Raw genomic sequence first — 17,821 nt, forward strand, 5'->3', positions numbered from 1 at the left:
GTCCCAGTCGGATCAGTCCGCGGATCAGCCGGCGGATCAGCCGGTCAGGACCACGGCCACCGCGTCCGGGCCGACCCGCACCGCCGAGCCGTCCAGCACCGCCGCCCCGTCCAGCACCGCCGCCCCGACCCGCACCGCCGCGCCGTCCGGCGCCGCCGGGTCGCCGGGAACCGTTCGGCCGAAGGCCGCGACCACCTCGAGTCCGGCGGCCCCCAGGGGCAGCGCGGCCTCGGCCGGCCCGAGGTTGACCGCGATCCGGTACGGCCCGCGGTGTACCACCAGCCAGCCCGCCGCCTCGTCGAAGTCCACCCGGACCGTGCCGAGGTCGGGGTCGGCGAGCTCCGGGCGTTCGCGTCGCAGCCGGATCAACGTCCGGTACCAGATGAGCAGTTCGTTGTGCGGGGTGCGCCGGGGCTCGGTCCAGTCCAGGACGGAACGCAGGACGGTGGCGGGCTCCTGCGGGTCGGGGACGGCGTCGGCGGCCCAGCCGTGTTCGGCGAACTCCCGCCGCCGGCCCTGCCGGACGGCTTCGGCGAGGTCCGGGTCGGTGTGGTCGGTGAAGTACTGCCAGGGGGTGGCGGCGCCCCATTCCTCGCCCATGAACAGCATGGGGGTGAACGGCGAGGTGAGCACGAGCGCGGCGCCGCAGGCGAGCCGGCCGGGGGAGAGCGTGGTGGAGAGGCGGTCCCCGAGCGCCCGGTTGCCGATCTGGTCGTGGGTCTGCAGGTAGCCGAGCAGCCGGTGTCCCTCGCCCGCCGGGAACGGGCGTCCGTGGCTGCGGCCGCGGAAGGAGGACCAGGTGCCGTCGTGGAAGAAGCCCCGGGTGAGGGTCTTGGCGATGGCGGCGAGCGGTTCGCGCGCGAAGTCCCCGTAGTAGCCCTGGGATTCGCCGGTGAGCGCGCAGTGCAGGGCGTGGTGGAAGTCGTCGCTCCACTGGGCGCCGAGGCCCTGGCCGCCGGCCTCGCGCGGGGTGGTGGTGCGCGGGGTGTTGAGGTCGGACTCGGCGATCAGGAACAGCGGGCGGTTCGTCGCGACCGCCAACTTCTGGACCTCGTACGAGAGTTCTTCGAGGAAGTGGACCGCGCGGTCGTCCGCGAGGGCGTGCACGGCGTCCAGCCGCAGGCCGTCGATGCGGTAGTCGCGCAGCCAGGCCAGCGCGCTGCCGATCAGGTACGCGCGGACTTCGTCCGAGCCGGGCGCGTCCAGGTTCACCGCGGAGCCCCACGGGGTGTGGTGCCGGTCGGTGAAGTACGGCCCGAAGGACGGCAGGTAGTTGCCGGACGGGCCGAGGTGGTTGTGGACGACGTCCAGCACCACACCGAGGCCCTTGCGGTGGGCGGTGTCGACGAAGCGCTTGAGCCCCTCGGGGCCGCCGTAGGGCTCGTGGACGGCCCAGAGCGAGACCCCGTCGTAGCCCCAGCCGTGCTTGCCGGGGAACGGGCAGACCGGCATCAGCTCGACGAAGTCGACGCCCAACTCGACGAGGTGGTCCAGGTGTTCGGCGGCGGCGTCGAAGGTGCCGCGCGCGGTGAAGGTGCCGATGTGCAGCTCGTACAGCACCGCTCCGGGCAGTGCGCGGCCGCGCCAGCCGGTCCGGGACCAGCGGAACGCGGCGTGGTCCACCGGCCGGCTCGGGCCGTCCGGGCCGTGCGGCTGCCACGCCGAACGGGGGTCGGGCAGCGGCGGGCCGCCGTCGAGGCGGAAGGCGTAGTCGCCCGCCGGGGCCTCGCCGGACCACCAGCCGTCACGGTTGGTGCAGCGGTCCAACTCGTGCGGCACGCCGTCGACTTCGACGTGGACGCGGGAAGCGGCGTTGGGCGCCCATACCTCGTACGCCCGCACCTCCTCGACCCGCACCACGTCGACCCGAACCTCCTTGGCCGGCACCTCCTTGGCCTGTGCCTTGTCGGCCCGCGCCTCGTTGGCCGGCATCAGCCCCTCCTCGTCAGCAGCGCCACCGGCAGGGCCGCCAGCAGCTCGGCGGTCGGCACCGGGCCCGCCGGGAAGCTCCGCAGCGTCAGCTCGTCCGTCCACGGTCCGCCCGGTGGCAGCTCCAGCACGGTGTCCCGCCAGCCGCCCGCCCGCTCCAGCCCGTACGGCAGCCGGGTGACGGCGGTGACCACGTCGTTCCCGCGGGCGAAGGCCAGCAGGTGGTCGCTGGAGAGGCCCACGCCGGGCAGCGGCCGGTACGGGCCGAGCGGGCGGGAGCGGCGCAGGTGCAGTGCGCGGGTGGTGAGGTGCAGCTTCTCGCGGGCGAGGTCGCCGGGGCGCGCCGTGGCCGAGTCGGTGAGCCGGACGGCGAGCGCGCCGAGGTCCACCACGCCCCGGTTGTCCGGGTCCACCAGGGTGTACAGCGGCTCCTCGCTGCCCTGGTAGAGGTCGGGCACGCCCGGCACGGTGAGGTGGAGGAGGGCGGCGGCGAGGGTGTTGGAGCGGGCGTACGGGGCGAGGGCGTGCACCGTGCCCTCGATCCGGGGGAGCAGCCCGGGGTTGCCGAAGACGGCGCGGGCCCGCTCCTCCAGCGCCCGCTCGTAGCGCGGGTCGGGCTCGGTCCAGGAGGTGTGCAGCTTGGCTTCGCGGACCGCTTTGAGCAGGGCCGCGACCAGCCGGTCCGGGGTGATCGGCCAGGCGGCGACCAGGGTGTGCCAGAGCAGCCAGTCGGCGTCGCGGTCGAGGCCGGAAGCGCCGGGCCCGACAGCCGGGAGCCCGGCTGCGGTGGACCAGGCGGCGGCCTCGGCGGCCCACGCCTCCGGCTGCTCGGCGAGGACGGCGAGCCGGGCACGGGCGTCGGCGCTGCGCTTGGTGTCGTGGGTGGAGAGCACGGTCATGCCGTGCGGCCAGTCACGCTCCTGCCGGCGGCACCAGTCGTGGAAGTCCGCCGGGCGCAGCCCGGGCCGGGCGGGATCGCCGCCGACCTCGTTGAGGCCGGGCAGCGCGTTCCAGCGGTAGAAGGCGGTGTCCTCGACGCCCTTGGCGGCCACCGCAGCGGCGGTCTGGGCGAAGCGCACGCAGAACTCGTCGTGGTCAGCGCCGCGCCCCAGCTCGCCGAGCGCCAGTGCGGCCACCAGCCGGTCGGTGGGGTCGGCGGAGCCGTCCAGGGCCGCCCGCAGCTGCTGCGCCGAGGCGGTGGGCACCTGTTCGCCGGGCCGGGCGTACGGCCGGTAGGCGGGGTAGCCGGTGAGCAGCCGCCCGAGCGAGGCGCGCAGCTGCCAGGGTGAGTGGTCGGCGTGCGCGGGCTCGGCGGCGCCGATCCGCAGGGCGATCCGCACCAGCCGCTCGACCTCGGCGGCGAGCTCGCCGTCCGGTCGGGTCATGTCGGCCCGCCCGCGCCGGGCGGCGGCGATCGCCGGGTGCGGGTCCTCGCACAGGTCCCGGGCGGGGCCGCCGTGCGGGGAGGGGTCGCGCAGGAACGACTCGTAGGCCCCGGCCAGCCGGCAGGCGCCCGCGTGGTCGGTGAGCACGCCGTCGATGCGGCGCAGCGCGTCGTAGCCGGTGGTGCCGGCGACCGGCCAGTCCGCGGGCAGCCGCTCCTCGCCGGTGAGGATCTTCTCGACCACGACGTACGCCCCGCCGGTGGCGCCCGCCGCCCCGCCGGTGGCCCCCGCCCGGTTGGTGGCCGCTGCGAGGCGGTGCAGGTAGCCGCGCGGGTCGGCGAGCCCGTCCGGGTGGTCGATCCGGAAGCCGGCCAGGACGCCGTCGGCGTGCAGGCCCAGCAGCACGGCATGGGTGGCGGCGAACACCTCGGGGTCCTCGACGCGGAGGGCGATCAGCTCGTTGACGGTGAAGAAGCGCCGGTAGTTGAGTTCGGTGCGGGCCAGGCGCCACCAGGCGAGCCGGTACCACTGGCGGGCGAGCAGCTCGGGCAGCGGCAGGGCCTCGGTGCCGTGGCGCAGCGGCAGCTCGTGCCGGTGGTAGCGCAGGGTCTCGCCGTCGACGGTGAGCTGGTCCAGGACGGTGCCGAGCCGGTCGCCGAGCAGGGGCAGCAGGACCCGGCCGCGCCCGGGGGCGTCGGTGGGGCCGGGCTGGGCGGTCCAGTCGATGTCGAACCAGCGGGCGTACGGCGAGTCGGGCCCGTCGCGCAGCACCTGCCAGAGCGGGCGGTTGAGCCGCTCCGGGACGGGCACGGCCATGTGGTTGGGCACCACGTCGGCGATCAGGCGCAGTCCGTGCCGGTGCGCTTCGGCGGCCAGTGCGCGCAGCGCGGCCTCGCCGCCGAGCTGCTCGCTGATCCGGGTGTGGTCGACGGTGTCGTAGCCGTGGCTGGAGCCGGGGGCGGCTTCCAGCAGCGGGGAGAGGTGCAGGTGGGAGACGCCGAGGGCGGCCAGGTAGGGGACGGCGGCGGTGGCGTCGTGGAGGGTGAAGCCGGGCTGGAGCTGGAGGCGGTAGCTGGCGGTGGGCGTGCCGCCGGGAGGGGTGGCGGCCGGGCGGGACTGCGCGGGCTCGGCGGCGGAGGTCATAGCTCCATAGGTACCCGGGGGAGCCCGCCGCCAAGACCCGCTGCTGACCCGAACAGGTGACCACCGCCGTTCGCGGACGGTGACCGTCAGCGTTCGCGGACGGTCACCGTCACCGTCGCGGAGGGGCGACCGCCGCCGTTCGGGGAGTCTCGCTACGCCGGCCGCTGCAGCACCATCAGTGAGCGGTCGATGAGCCACAGCGTGTCGCCCGCCTTGACGCGCGCCCCCGTGCCCGGGGCGGGCAGCCGGGCCTGCGCGGTGTCGACCACGAGCTGCCACTCCTGCCCGTGGTCGGCGGGCACGGTGAACTCCAGCGGCTCGAAGTGGGCGTTGAACATCAGCAGGAAGGAGTCGTCGACGATGCGCCCACCGCGCCGGTCCGGCTCGGAGATCGCGTAGCCGTTGAGGAAGACGGTCAGCGACTTGGCGTAGCTGGCGCCCCAGTTGCGCTTGGTCATCTCCTCGCCGGTCGGGGTGAACCAGGCGATGTCCGTGAGGTCGTCGAAGCCGCCGGAGGCCGGCGCCCCCGCACCGGGCCGCCCGGACCCCGACTGTCCGGAGCCCGGCCGCCCGGCCCCTGACAGCCCGGCCCCTGACAGCCCGGCCCCCGACGGCCCGGACACCGACGACGGCCCCGACACCGGCCGCCCGTGGAAGAACCGCCGCCGCCGGAACACCGGGTGGTCGCGGCGCAGCCAGATCATCCCCTGGGTGAACTCCAGCAGCCGTGCCTGCGGCCCGTCGTCCTCGGGCCAGTGCACCCAGCTGAGCTCGTTGTCCTGGCAGTAGGTGTTGTTGTTGCCCAGCTGGGTGCGGCCGAGTTCGTCGCCGTGGGAGAGCATCGGCACGCCCTGGGAGAGCATCAGGGTGGCGATGAAGTTGCGCTGCTGGCGCGCGCGCAGTTCCTCGACGGCCGGGTCGGTGGTGGGGCCCTCGACGCCGCAGTTCCAGGAGCGGTTGAAGGATTCGCCGTCGCGGTTGTCCTCGCCGTTGGCCTGGTTGCGCTTGTCGTTGTAGGAGACGAGGTCGCGCAGGGTGAAGCCGTCGTGGCAGGTGACGAAGTTGATGGAGGCGATCGGGCGGCGGCCGTCGTCCTGGTAGAGGTCGGAGGAGCCGGTGAGCCGGGAGCCGAACTCGGCGAGGGTGGCGTTCTCGCCGCGCCACAGGTCGCGCACGGTGTCCCGGTACATGCCGTTCCACTCCGTCCACAGCGGCGGGAAGTTGCCGACCTGGTAGCCGCCCTCGCCGAGGTCCCAGGGCTCGGCGATGAGCTTGGCCTGGGAGACCACCGGGTCCTGCTGGACCAGGTCGAAGAACGAGGAGAGCCGGTCGACCTCGTGGAACTGCCGGGCGAGGGTGGCGGCGAGGTCGAATCTGAAGCCGTCCACGTGCATCTCGGTGACCCAGTAGCGCAGCGAGTCCATGATCAGCTGGAGCACGTGCGGGCTGCGCATCAGCAGGCTGTTGCCGGTGCCGGTGGTGTCCTCGTAGAAGCGCTGGTCCTGGGCGAGGCGGTAGTAGGAGACGTTGTCCAGGCCGCGCAGCGAGAGCGTCGGGCCGAGGTGGTTGCCCTCGGCGGTGTGGTTGTAGACGACGTCCAGGATCACCTCGATCCCGGCCGCGTGCAGGGCCTTGACCATCGACTTGAACTCCTGCACCTGCTGGCCGCGGTCGCCGGTGGAGGAGTAGGAGGAGTGCGGGGCGAAGAAGCCGATGGTGTTGTAGCCCCAGTAGTTGGCCAGGCCGAGGTCGCGCAGCCGGTGGTCGCGGACGAACTGGTGCACCGGCATCAGCTCGATCGCGGTGACGCCGAGCTTGGCCAGGTGCTCGATCACCGCCGGGTGGGCCAGGCCCGCGTAGGTGCCGCGGATCTCCTCGGGGATGCCCGGGTGCAGCCGGGTGAGGCCCTTGACGTGGGCCTCGTAGATGACGGTGCGGTGGTAGTCGGTGCGCGGCGGGCGGTCGGTGCCCCAGTCGAAGTACGGGTTGATCACCACCGAGTGCATGGTGTGCGGGGCGGAGTCGAGGTCGTTGCGGCGCTCGGGTGCGCCGAAGTGGTAGCCGTAGACCGACTCGTCCCAGTCGATGTTCCCGCTCATCGCCTTGGCGTACGGGTCCAGGAGCAGCTTGGCGCTGTTGTGCCGCTGGCCGAGGCCCGGGTTGTACGGGCCGTGCACGCGGAAGCCGTAGCGCTGGCCGGGCTGGATGCCCGGGAGGTAGGCGTGCCGGACGAAGGCGTCCGTCTCGCGCAGTTCGACGGCGGTCTCGGAGCCGTCCTCGTCGAGCAGGCACAGCTCGATGCGGTCGGCGCTCTCGGAGAACACGGCGAAGTTGGTGCCGGCCCCGTCGTAGGTGGCGCCGAGCGGGTAGGGCGTACCAGGCCAGACCTGCATGACTCCTCAACTTCCTTGCTGCCTATGGAAACTGACATGTGGTCCGACAATAAGTCCGACGGACTGCCCGGACTCGGACGCTCTCCTGCCCGGCCGGGCGGCCGGGCATGTGCGGTGCTCGTGCGCCGTGACGCACGGCACAGCCCGCATACTTCCCGAGCCCTTCCCCGGGGGCCGGGAGAACCGGCCCGGGTTGGTCCGAACGAGTGTCCGGCGGGCATTCCTGTGAAGAGTGGTGCGGGTGGTGCGGACCAGTGGTGCGGGCGGAGCCCTCGAGCATCCGGCTGCGGTCGGCTCGCGGCGGGCAGTACCCTTGATCGTCCGGCCGCCCCGGCCGACCCGGCGCACTGCCGACGGACAGTCAGCGGACAGTCGACGGACCCGGGGCAGAACGAGCAGCAACCAGATGAGGTGGCGCATGGTGTTCCCCGCCGGCGGCCGTGGCCCCGGGCCCGACGGCCCCCACCGGGTCGGGGCCCGCAGCGAGGCGCCCACGGTGGTCATGCGCCCCACCCTGACCGGCCGCGCGCTGGTCCCCGCCCAGAGCGGCCCCGTCGAGATACCCGCACTGGCCTGGTCCGCCGCCGAATGGGAGGACGCCTACCAGCGGGTGCGGCTGTCCGGCCGCGCCTACGTCTGGCTCAACCTGGTCGAACAGCGGCTGCGCTCCCTGGTGGACGAAGTCCTGCACCCCATCTACGCCCCCGCCCACGGCGAGGACTGGGTCACCGCCGCCGCCGGACCGGCCGGCGAGGAATGGGCACACCGGGCCGGGGCCGTGCGCGAGGTCAGCCGCCGCAAGGGCTACCTGCTCGACCCGGCCGACGACGACCCGCTGGTCTTCCTCACCCTGCCCCAGCTGCGCGAGCTGATGGTCCAGCACTGGCCCTGCTTCGAGCCGTACCTCGCCGACCGCCGCGAGATCGAACTCGCCCTGGACGAGCTGGAAGTGGCCCGGCACGTGGTCTCCCGCAACCGGGTGCTCACCCAGACCGTCCTGGCCCAGACCGAGCGGGCCGCCGCCCGGCTGCTGGCCGTCCTGGACGGCGGCGCGGGCGGGGTGCCCGCCGACGTCGTGGAGTCCCTGGTGGCCGGCCGGTACGCGGACGTGGTCGCGGTGCACGTCGACCGCGTCCGGCTGCAGCGCGACCTTCCGGTGGAGGACCTCCTGGACGGTGCCCGACGACTCGACGCGCTCGGCATCGGCCTCGGCATGCTCTGTCAGAACTACACCGGCAAGCGCCTGGTGCGGCTGGCCGGGGAGGGCTGCCGGGTCCGGCTGCTCTTCCTCAACCCGGCGAGCAGCGCGGTACGCCGCCGTGAACGCGAACTCGGCCTCGGGCGCAACGAGTTGTCCCGCTCGATCGAGATGAACATCATGCACGTACGGCGGGTCCGGGCCCGGCTGCGCGACCAGGGCGGCTTCGAGATCCGGGTCTTCGACGAGACCCCGCGCTTCACCGCCTACCTGGTCGAGGGCCCCCGGACCACCGGCCAGGCCGGCGGCCGCCGACAGGGCCGCGACCTCGGCGTCATCCAGCCCTACCTGCGCCGCGCCCGCGGCATGGAGTCCCCGGCGCTGGTACTGCGCGGCGGCGCCGGCCAGCAGCCCGGCGGCACCGAGCCGGGACTGCTGGAGGTCTACCGCGAGGAGTTCGAAGGGGTCTGGGCGGACTCCCGGCCCGTGTCGTGAGGCCCACGCCGCAAGGCCCACGCCGTGAGATAACCGCTGGTCCACGGGGTGCGGTGGCTGCCAGACTGCGGGCCGTGAACAGCCTTCCCGCGTGGACCCTGGAACCCGCCGCGTTCGACGACCTCGAACGCATCACCGACCTCAAGGACCAGGTCATGCGCGCCGACCTGGAACGCCTCGGCCGCTGGGACCCGGACCGCTCCCGCCGGCGGGTGGCGGACTCCTTCTCCACCAGGTGGACGTCCGTGCTGCTGGTCGAGGGCGCCTTCGCCGGCTCCGTCACCGTCCGCCCCGACGAGCAGGGCGGGCGCCACCTGGAACTGTTCTACCTGGCCCCGCACCTCCAGGGCCGCGGCCTCGGCACCGCCGTGCTGCGCCGGCTCCTCGCCGAGGCCGACGCCGCCGGAGAGCCGGTGCGCCTCGTCGTCCTGCGAGGCAGCGCCGCCCAGCGGCTGTACGAGCGGCACGGCTTCACCGTCGTCCACGAGGACCCGATCGACGTCCACATGCACCGCCCGGCCCCCGAACCCACCCCCGCGACCACCCCGGAGCAGGCGCGCACCCGGCTCCAGAACTGGGCAGCCCTCTGGAGCACCGGTGCCGCCACCGGCCGCACCGTGATCGACGCGGCCTGCGAGGCCCTGGTCGTCGGACTCGACGGCCCGGCCCTGCGCGAACTGGCCGCCTGCGAGTACGCCGACGCCGTCACCGACCTGGACGCGCTGTTGCCCCCGGCGCTGGCCGAACAGGGCCTGGACTTCCACCCCAACGGGAGCCGCTCCGCCGACGAGGCCGCGCTGCGGGCGCTCGCCGCGCGCTGCCTGGACGGGGAGCTGACGCCCCGGGAGCTGACCCGCGTCGTGCACCAGCGCTGGGGGCACCAGCTCGACGAGTCCGACCCGCTCTCGTGCCTCGACGACGAGTACGACATGCTCGACTACGGCACGCGCACTCGGGAGGACCTGGACGCCGACGTCCTCGCCGAGGCCCGCCGCCTGAGGCAGTAACGATTCGTCGGCGACCGGCCTCAGGCCTCCGTAGGCCGGACGGCTGGCGGCCGGTAGTCATCCGAGATGCCCACGGCCCGGCGCCCTCGCTGGCGCGTCTCCGATCGTCCGCAGCGGGTGGGACTCGTCCGGCCGGTGAGGGGGCACCCGGGCAGGTTCGGGGCAGTGCTCATGGGTGGCTCCTGCGTTCGGGCCCGAGGAGCAGCCCGGGCCCGCCGGGCAGGGGGAGCGGGCGGCCCGTGGGTCGGGTTGTCGGTGGGTCGGGTGATGATAGGGGCTGTTTCGAGCGGTAGGACGGAAGGACACACCTGATGAGCTGGTGGCAGCAGCCACTGGTCGGCTTCGACCTGGAGACCACGGGCACCGACCCGGCCGTGGAGCGCATCGTCACGGCCGCGCTCGTGGACACGGTCGGGGCCGCTCGGGTGTCTCATGGCGAGGCACGGCGCCGGCCGGCAGCCCACGCCGGAACGAGGGCCGCGTGATGAGCTGGATCAGTGGGCCGTTGGTGGCCTTCGACCTGGAGACCACGGGCACCGACGTCGAGACCGACCGCATCGTGACGGCGGCGGTCGTGCGCCTGGATTCGGCCGGGGCCGTCTCGGCCGAGCGGACCTGGCTGCTGAATCCCGGGGTAGCCATACCCGAGCAGGCATCGGCGATCCATGGCATCTCGACGGAACACGCCCGCGAGCACGGGGTGCCGGCTGCTTCGGCCATCGAGGAGATCGTGCAGGTCGTCGTCGAGGGGCTGCGCACGGGGACGCCTCTGGTGGTGATGAACGCACGCTACGACCTGTCACTGCTGGACCGCGAGTGTCGGCGGCACGGGGTCGAGTCGATCAGTGCGCGGCTGGGTGGTGTGCCTTCGCCCGTCATCGATCCGCTGGTGATCGACAAGCACATCGACAAGTACCGGAAGGGCAAGCGGGCCCTCCACGCGTTGTGTGCGCACTACGGGGTGTCGCTCGATGACGCGCACAACGCGAGGGCCGATGCCGTGGCCGCCGCCCGCGTGGTGCGGCGCATGGGTGAGAAGCACCAGCCCGTGGGCCTGATGCCGCTGGCGGATCTGCATGACCTTCAGGTGCGTGCGGCGGCTGAGCAGTCGGTCTCCCTCCAGGCCTATCTGCGGCGTACCGCGGATCCGACGGCAGTCGTCGAGCCGGCCTGGCCGCTCATTCCCCGGAGTCGGTGACCGCGCCGGTCACCGTCCGGCCGACCTGCCGTGCGAACGGCGACATCGGGTCCTCCTGCAAGGCCTTCAGGGACAGTGGCACGCGCTCGCGCACCAGGTCGACGTCGAGGATCTGGGCCGAGATCTCCTGGCCGACGGCGACGACCTCGGAGGGGTGATCGAAACGGTGCCAGGACAGCTCGGGAATGTTGATCATCGCGGTGAAGCCGCCGATGTCCACGAAGGTCACCCCGAAGTCGGCGATCTTGATGACCGTGCCGGTGACGATCTGCCCGCGGCGGAGAGTCCTCAGAAAGGCCCAGTCCCGATCGCTCCGGGTCGGCTCGGTCCTCCACCGGGCGCGCAGGACGCCGTCGCTGTCGGGCAGGACCGCGGTGAACAGCGGGTGGCGTTCGTCGAGGGCCAAGGGCAGGGCCATCGCGGCACGGGCGCCTGCCACCCGGGCGGCCAGTTCCCGGTACTCGGACTCGTCGGCCATCGTGCCGGAGATGGCTCCGTTCTCGTCCTCCCAGACGAACTCCACCGAACCCCGGTCGGGAAGCGCGGCAAGGACCGCGTCGACATCGGTGGACAGGTCCGGCCAGACGGTCAACCAGGCACGAGGGGTGAGCCGGGCGCGTACCGCATCGAGGGTGCCCTCGGTGAGGCGGTGCCAGCGGGAGGCATTGTGGAGGTACCCCTCCTCCAGTACCGCTGCCTGCCGCATGGCGACGGACCAGCCGAGACGGGCCCAGAAGTCCTCGTCGGCGGGACGTTGCACGCCGGGCTCGTCGACGTCCGCGTCATAGGGCGAGGCCTCCAGCCGCTCCGGGAAGAGACCGAGAGCCCGGGTGCGGGCAACGGCGCGCTCGCAGGACGTGTCGCTGCTGACGTAGACGTACTGGTCCCAACCGACGTGCACGACGAACCTGTCCTCCACCTCCAGACGGCACCAGGCGCCGTTGTCGCGGAGCATGGCCCTGACCAGCTCCAGGCCGAGGGAGACGGGCACCTCGGCACCGTCGTGGAACCCGCTGAGGTCGGGCGGGAAGAGCCCGGCGAGACCATGGCCGTCGACCGCCGGCTCCAGGCCGAAGTGGGCAAGGCCGGAGATCTCCGGCTCACGAATGGCCAGTCGGTCGATGCCGGTGTCCTCGGCGAAGGCGGCAATCGCTTGCAGATAGGCGGCCTCGACCGGTCCGTGGTCGCTGGTCGAGTCCTCGGTGCCGGTGTAGCTGCCGTGCTCGTCGCGGTCGGCAGGGTCGTACTTGGTGATCTGGTGGACGAAAGGCGGCACGTGGCTCCCCGTGGTCGTTGACGATGCTGGCTCAGCGGCCGATCTCGTGATCGGGAGCGTAGGGCGGGATGGGCCGGCGCATCGCTGCCTCGAGGATGGTCATCGCGATCACCTTCTGCAAGCGGGATACCGAGCCGCATCGCCGCCGCAGTCGCCGCTGCCGGGAGCCGCCCCCGGACCCGGCCCGGCCTGACGGCCCTACTGCAGGTCCAGGCCCACCGGGTGCGTGAGGTCCGTCGGGCAGATGAAGACGTGCAGTTCTCCGAACCGTCCGACGGACACGTCCGGGGCCAAGCCGCTGTCCACGGTGAGCAGGTGGACCATCCGCGCGCCGCAGCCGCAGTCGATCGGGACCAGGTCGGTGGAGTGCCAGGACGGCCAGCCGCCGACCTTCCAGCCCTCCGCGCAGGACAGGAAGCGGTGGTACTCGATGCCGTGCCGCTGCGCGAACTCCTCGGCGGCGTCGTGGAGTTCGCTGGGCAGCTCGTCCTGGTCGGGCAGGTCCCGGACCTGCTCGGGGCGCAGCGCGCACGGGGTCGGTAGGTACGTCTTGTCGCTGCGCCGGGGTGCCGGGGGTATGGCCGGGGCGAGGTCGGCGGCGCGCTGCCAGTGGAGTTCGACGTTCGGGCCGTAGTAGTAGCGCGTGTTCGGGAGGTCGTCGTGGTCGTTGGGGCACCAGATCACCTGGAGCCGGTCGGTGCCGTCCGGCCAGGGCAGGTGCGGGGCGTCCTCGGCCCGGAGGTGGACGAGCGGCACCATGGCCGTTCCGGCGGCCGGCCGCTCGGGGACCATGCGGTGGGTGCGCCAGTTGACCAGGTCGAGGGAGCGGCCGTCGCCCATGATCCGGCGCTGCTCGGCGGCTTCGGCCGAGGTGAAGACGTGCGCGGGGCCGCCGGCCCGGGTGCGCTCGCGCACCGCGCGGTCGATGTCCTCCCAGATCGCGCGGTCGGCGGCGGAGACGTCCTGGTACTCGTCCTCCAGGTGCCCGGCGGTGCAGTGCGGCCAGGGTTCGTCGGCCGGCCAGAGCGCGGGGCCGCCGATCCGGCTCGCCTGCGGGTCGGGCGTCGCGGCGTACGGGTGGAGCAGGGTGGCGGGCCGCAGGTACGGGGCCAGTCCCGGTACGGCGGCGACGAGTTCGGCGGGGGTCGGGCGGGTGTCGGTCACGCCGCACACCCTAGGGGTACGGTCCGTCAGGCCGCAGGGAAGTCGAAGGTGTACCCCTGGGCGACCAGCCAGGGCAGCAGCTGCTTGAGTGCGGCCACCGTCTGGCTGCGATCGCCGCCGCCGTCGTGCATGAGGATCACGCCGCCGGGCTTGAGCTGCTTCTGCACGGTGGAGACGATGGCGGGCACGCCGGGGCGGGACCAGTCGCGCGGGTCGACGGTCCAGCCGAGCGAGCCCATTCCCAGGCTCGCGGTGATCTGCTCGTTGTCGGCGTTGAAGCCGCCGCCCGGGGCGCGGAACCAGTCGACCTGGGTGCCCGGGCCGCCGGCCTGGACGATCATGTCCCGGGCCGCGGTGATCTCGTACACGGCTTTGTCGTGCGGGAGCTTGGCGAAGGGCTGCGGGTGGTGGATGCTGTGGTCGCAGAGCCGGTGCCCGGCGGTCAGGACGCGCTTGACCGTGGCCGGGTTGGCGGCGGCGTTCTGGCCGATCTCGCAGAAGGTGGCCTTGGCGTGGTACTGGGCGAGCAGGTCGAGGATCTGGCCGGTCGCGGGGCCGGGGCCGTCGTCGAAGGTGAGCGCGACGGTGCGGCCGCCGGAGGCGGTGGAGCCGATCACGGTGCCCGCCCCGGGGTGCTCGGGCGGGGTGGTCGGCGGCGCGGCGGGCGAGGAGGCCGCGGCGGGTGTGGCCGGTGCTGCGGGTGTGGCCGGTGCTGCGGGGGAGGAGGGGTCCGCCGGCTTGGGCGTGCGCGGCTTCGCCGGAGCGGACGACGCGGCCGGAGCGGACGGCGCGGAGGAGCCGGTGGACCCGGTGGACCCGGAGGAGCCGGCGACCGGCGGCATTCCGTCGGAGCCGGGCGTCGGTGCGATGGTGGTCGCCGCCGTCCCGTTCGGCTGGGCGGCCATCGGCGGCTGTGTGCCGGTCTGGGCCGTGGCGCCCGGTGGCTGCAGCGCCCCGCTGGCGGTTCCGCACGCGGTCAGTCCCAGGACGGCGGCCACCGCGACGCAGCCCGCGATCAGCCGGCGCCGGGAGCGGGACGGGTGGGTCGGGGCGGAGGGGCGGAGGGTGGTCCGGTGGGCGTTCCGGTGCATGGCGGCGGCTCCTGAGGTGCGAGTGCGGTGCCGATCTCTCGGGTCAGGATGACTGTCCGATAGGACGCCGAGCGTACGTGGCCCGGTTGCACGCCGGACCGCGGCGCTCTAAGAGCCTTCTCACACCCGTACCGGTTGGCGTCCGCCCGCCGATCGGGGTACCGGGCTCCTCACCCCAGCCGGTCGAGGCCCGTCGGGCCGCCGTCAGAACGGGTACCAGCGCACCTCGGTGGCCCCGCTCCGCAGCGAGTCGACGCGCCGCCGGAACTCCGCGAGCGCGGCCGGGTTGCTCGCCGCCTGCTGCGCCACCCAGGAGGCGCTGGCGGTCTCCCGGGCGCCGCGCAGCACGGTGAAGCCGGGCCAGTCGCGCACGTCCCAGCCGTACGCCTCGGTGAACGCGCGGTACTCCTCGTCGGGCACGCTGTAGCGGTCGTGGGCGAGTGCGAGGACCACCAGGTCGTGCTCCCGCAGGTCGTTGGCGACGAACTCGAGGTCGAGCAGGACCGGCCCGTCCGGGCCGACGTGGACGTTGCGCGGCAGCGCGTCGCCGTGGATCACCCCGGGGTGCAGCCGCGGGGCGAGGTCGGGCAGGGCGGCTTCGAAGGCGTCCCTGCGGTGGCGCAGGAAGGCGACGTCCGCCGGGGCGACGTGGCCCTCGGCGGAGGCCAGCCAGCGCTCCACCGGGGCGAGCAGGTCGCGTCGGCCGAGCGGGACGGGCGGCACCGGCAGCCGGTGCAGGGTGCGCAGCAGCGGGGCGAGGTCGACCGGGCGGGCGGGGCGGACGGCGGGCGCGAGCCGGTGCCAGAAGGTGACCGGGTGCCCGTCGGCGAGCTGCGGTTCGGGTGCGACCGCGTCGAACGGGCGCACCACCGGGACGCCCTGTCCGGCCAGCCAGTGTGCGACGGTCAGTTCGCGGTGCGCCCGGTCGTACAGCTCGGGGCCGCGGCCGACCTTGGCGACCACGGCCGGGTCGCCGAGGTCGAAGACGGCGTTCTCGCCGAGTGCGAGCAGCCGGGCGTCGCCGGAGCCGGGCAGGTCGGCGGATTCGCAGGCGTGGGCGAGCAGCAGCCGGGCGCGGCCCTCGTCGAAGGGGATCATGAGGGGGCTCCGTTCCGGCGGGGTTCACCCGGGGGACCCCGGACGGTGATCATCATGACGCACGGGCGCCGGGCCCCGCGCGTGGCGGGGCCCGGCGTGGTGCGCGTCACCGGTGGCGGCTCAGACCTCGACCCGCCGGTGCCGGGCGGTGCCCTCGGCGGGGGCGGCGGGCTGCCCGTGCAGGGCGGTCGCGGTGCCGAGCGGTGGGACGGACTCGCGGTGCGAGAGGTCCGGCAGCCAGTTCAGCCAGCGCGGCAGGTACCAGTTGCGGTCGCCGAGCAGGCTCATCACGGAGGGGAGCAGCACCGCGCGGATCACCGTCGCGTCGATCAGCACCGCGACCGCCAGGCCCACGCCCATCTGCTTCATCGCCTGCATGGACAGGGTGCCGAAGACCGCGAACACCGCCACCATGATCACCGCGGCGCTGGTGACCACCCCGGCCGTGGAGCGGATGCCGTGGGCGATCGCGGCCCGGGTCGGCAGGCCGCGGTCGTGGCCCTCCTTGATCCGGGAGACCACGAAGACGTGGTAGTCCATCGAGAGCCCGAAGAGGATGACGAAGAGGAACAGCGGCACCCAGGACTCCACCGCGCCGACGCCGGCGGTGCCCAGCAGCGAGGCGCCCACGCCGTGCTGGAAGACCAGTGTCAGCACCCCGTACGCGGCGCCCACCGAGAGCAGGTTGAGCACCACGGCGGTGCCGGCCACGGCGAGCGAGCGGAAGGAGGTGAGCATCAGCAGGAAGGCGAAGGCGACCACGAAGCCGAAGACCAGTGGCATCGAGCCGGTCATCGTGGCGTTGAAGTCGTACGAGCCGGCGGTGCTTCCGGTGACCGGGGCCTCGGTGCCCGGCACCTTGAGGACGGTCGAGGGCACCAGGTCCTCGCGCAGGGTCTTCAGCGCGTCGTTGCTGGTGGCGTCGTTGCCGGTGCCGTCGAGCGGGATGTCGACGGTGGCGACGTTCCGGTCGGCGTGCACGGCGACCTCGATCGGGCCGTGCATCCGTCCGCTGGCCAGCGCCTTGGCCTTGAGGTCGGCGATCGCGGCGGTCATCGCGGGGGAGCCGATGTCCGTTGCCTTGATGACGACGGTGGCGGGGGCCGGGCTGCCGGGGAAGGCGGCCTCGATCTTCTGTGAGGCGGCGACCAGCTCGTTGCCGCGGGGCAGTTGCTGCTGGAAGGTCAGGTTGGCGGTGTGCATGGTGAGCAGCGGCGCGGCCAGGGCGAGCAGGAAGGCACCGGCGAGCAGGGTGGAGGCCAGCGGGCGGTTGAGCACCGGGGTGAGCACCGCGTTCCAGAACCGTCCGCCGGTCGCGGGGCTCCCGGCGGGGCTCCCGGCGGCGTTCGGGCGGCGGAGCCGGGAGAGGAAGGGCACCCGGCCCCTGTCGACCCGGTCGCCGAGCATCGACAGCAGCGCGGGCAGCACGGTGAGCGAGCCGAGCACGGCGGTGACCACGACGAGGATGGTGGCGAAGGCCATCGCCCGGAAGTCGCCGATCCCGGTGAGGAACATGCCGGCCATGGCGACCACCACGGTGACGCCGGAGACCAGCACCGCCCGGCCGCTGGTGGCGGCGGCCACGGTCAGCGCGGTGTGCGCGTCGCGTCCGGCGGCCCGTTCCTCGCGTTCGCGGCGCAGGTAGAAGAGGCAGTAGTCGACGCCGACGGCGAGGCCGACCAGCAGCATCACCGAGCTGGCGTCGTCGCTGGTGTGCAGCAGGCCGCTGCCGAGCGCGACCAGTCCGGCGGCCGCGACGAAGGCGGTCAGGGCGAGCACCACCGGCAGCACGGCGGCGACCAGCGCGCCGAAGGCGATCAGCAGGATGCCGAGGGCGAGCGGCACGGCGGTCCACTCGGCGCGGGCGAAGTCGTTCGTGAACTGGTCCTGGATCCACTTACCGGAGCTGGCGTCGCCGAGCTCGACCACGGTCAGGCCGGGGTTCTGCTTCTGCACGCCGGCCACCGCGTCCATCACGGACTGCACCTCGGCGACGGCCGTGTCCCGGTCGCCCTTGAGCGTGACCAGGACGAGCGCGGAGTGGCCGTCCTGGGAGACGGCCTTGGTGTCGTACGGCGAGCGGATCCCGGCGGCCTTGCCGGTGCCGTCGACGGCGGTGACCACCTGGCCGACGGCCGTGCGGAAGTCGGGGTCGTCGGCGCTGCGGGTGGCGCTCTGGACCAGGACGGTCTCGCTCGCCGGGCTGGTCAGTCCGGCCTCGTCGAGGATCCTCGCGGCCCGGGCGACCTGCCCGGGCATCGACTCGGCGTCGGTCACCTTGGTGCTGCCGTGCATGCCGCCGAGCACGGCGGCCAGCACGACGAAGAGCAGCCAGCCGAAGACGGCGGTCTTGCGGTGCCGGGCGCTCCAGACGCCCATGGCGGCGGCCAGGCCTAGTCGGGCCTGCACGGGTCCGGTCTGTACGGGCTTCACGGGAGGTCCCC

At 73.6% G+C, this 17,821-nt stretch carries 12 protein-coding genes; 4 read left to right on the top strand and 8 right to left on the bottom strand.

What is annotated here, in order from left to right; translation table 11 throughout:
* Positions 1-36 precede the first annotated feature (36 nt).
* From treZ to glgX, 3 genes are all read right to left on the bottom strand, one after another.
* Positions 37-1,932 (bottom strand): malto-oligosyltrehalose trehalohydrolase, encoded by a 1,896-nt coding sequence (gene treZ, locus ACZ52R_RS21870; RefSeq protein WP_465663869.1) that lies wholly within the window; start codon positions 1,930-1,932, stop codon positions 37-39.
* Entirely contained in the window at positions 1,932-4,457 is a 2,526-nt protein-coding gene (gene treY / locus ACZ52R_RS21875; protein ID WP_465663868.1) for a malto-oligosyltrehalose synthase, read from the bottom strand. The genes treZ and treY overlap by 1 nt, the downstream gene beginning before the upstream one ends.
* Positions 4,458-4,609: 152 nt before the next feature.
* A complete protein-coding gene (glgX, locus tag ACZ52R_RS21880) occupies positions 4,610-6,850 on the bottom strand; it encodes a glycogen debranching protein GlgX (protein WP_465663867.1) in 2,241 nt (746 codons plus the stop codon).
* A 418-nt stretch (positions 6,851-7,268) separates the two neighbouring features.
* Between glgX and ACZ52R_RS21885 the strand changes: the two genes are divergently transcribed.
* The 4 genes from ACZ52R_RS21885 to ACZ52R_RS21900 all read left to right on the top strand — a co-directional run bounded on the left by ACZ52R_RS21885 (position 7,269) and on the right by ACZ52R_RS21900 (position 10,748).
* Positions 7,269-8,543: an SAV2148 family HEPN domain-containing protein gene (locus ACZ52R_RS21885; protein ID WP_465753927.1), complete on the top strand. Its 1,275-nt coding sequence runs from the start codon at positions 7,269-7,271 to the stop codon at positions 8,541-8,543.
* 74 nt (positions 8,544-8,617) lie between these two features.
* Positions 8,618-9,550: a GNAT family N-acetyltransferase gene (locus ACZ52R_RS21890; protein WP_465618480.1), complete on the top strand. Its 933-nt coding sequence runs from the start codon at positions 8,618-8,620 to the stop codon at positions 9,548-9,550.
* Positions 9,551-9,861: 311 nt separating this feature from the next.
* Entirely contained in the window at positions 9,862-10,035 is a 174-nt protein-coding gene (locus tag ACZ52R_RS21895; RefSeq protein WP_396287925.1) for a hypothetical protein, read from the top strand.
* Positions 10,035-10,748: an exonuclease domain-containing protein gene (locus ACZ52R_RS21900; RefSeq protein ID WP_465618781.1), complete on the top strand. Its 714-nt coding sequence runs from the start codon at positions 10,035-10,037 to the stop codon at positions 10,746-10,748. The genes ACZ52R_RS21895 and ACZ52R_RS21900 overlap by 1 nt, the downstream gene beginning before the upstream one ends.
* Here the strand turns inward: ACZ52R_RS21900 and ACZ52R_RS21905 are convergent.
* The 5 genes from ACZ52R_RS21905 to ACZ52R_RS21925 form a co-directional block, all read right to left on the bottom strand.
* Positions 10,729-12,024 carry a S1 RNA-binding domain-containing protein gene (locus tag ACZ52R_RS21905; RefSeq protein WP_465753928.1) on the bottom strand — a complete coding sequence of 432 codons (1,296 nt, stop codon included), beginning with the start codon at positions 12,022-12,024 and terminating at the stop codon, positions 10,729-10,731. The genes ACZ52R_RS21900 and ACZ52R_RS21905 overlap by 20 nt on opposite strands.
* Before the next feature lie 198 nt (positions 12,025-12,222).
* Positions 12,223-13,188 carry a hypothetical protein gene (locus ACZ52R_RS21910; protein WP_465663865.1) on the bottom strand — a complete coding sequence of 322 codons (966 nt, stop codon included), beginning with the start codon at positions 13,186-13,188 and terminating at the stop codon, positions 12,223-12,225.
* A gap of 26 nt (positions 13,189-13,214) precedes the next feature.
* On the bottom strand, positions 13,215-14,279 hold the full coding sequence (locus tag ACZ52R_RS21915) for a polysaccharide deacetylase family protein (protein WP_465663864.1): 1,065 nt from the start codon (positions 14,277-14,279) through the stop codon (positions 13,215-13,217).
* A gap of 204 nt (positions 14,280-14,483) precedes the next feature.
* The gene (locus ACZ52R_RS21920; RefSeq protein WP_465618490.1) at positions 14,484-15,377 is read right to left on the bottom strand and encodes a phosphotransferase enzyme family protein; all 894 of its coding nucleotides are present in this window, start codon (positions 15,375-15,377) and stop codon (positions 14,484-14,486) included.
* A 120-nt stretch (positions 15,378-15,497) separates the two neighbouring features.
* Complete coding sequence (locus tag ACZ52R_RS21925; RefSeq protein WP_465618783.1) at positions 15,498-17,756, bottom strand: MMPL family transporter; 2,259 nt, start codon at positions 17,754-17,756, stop codon at positions 15,498-15,500.
* Positions 17,757-17,821 lie beyond the last annotated feature (65 nt).

The sequence above is a fragment of the Kitasatospora sp. NPDC034023 genome, from assembly GCF_055575795.1.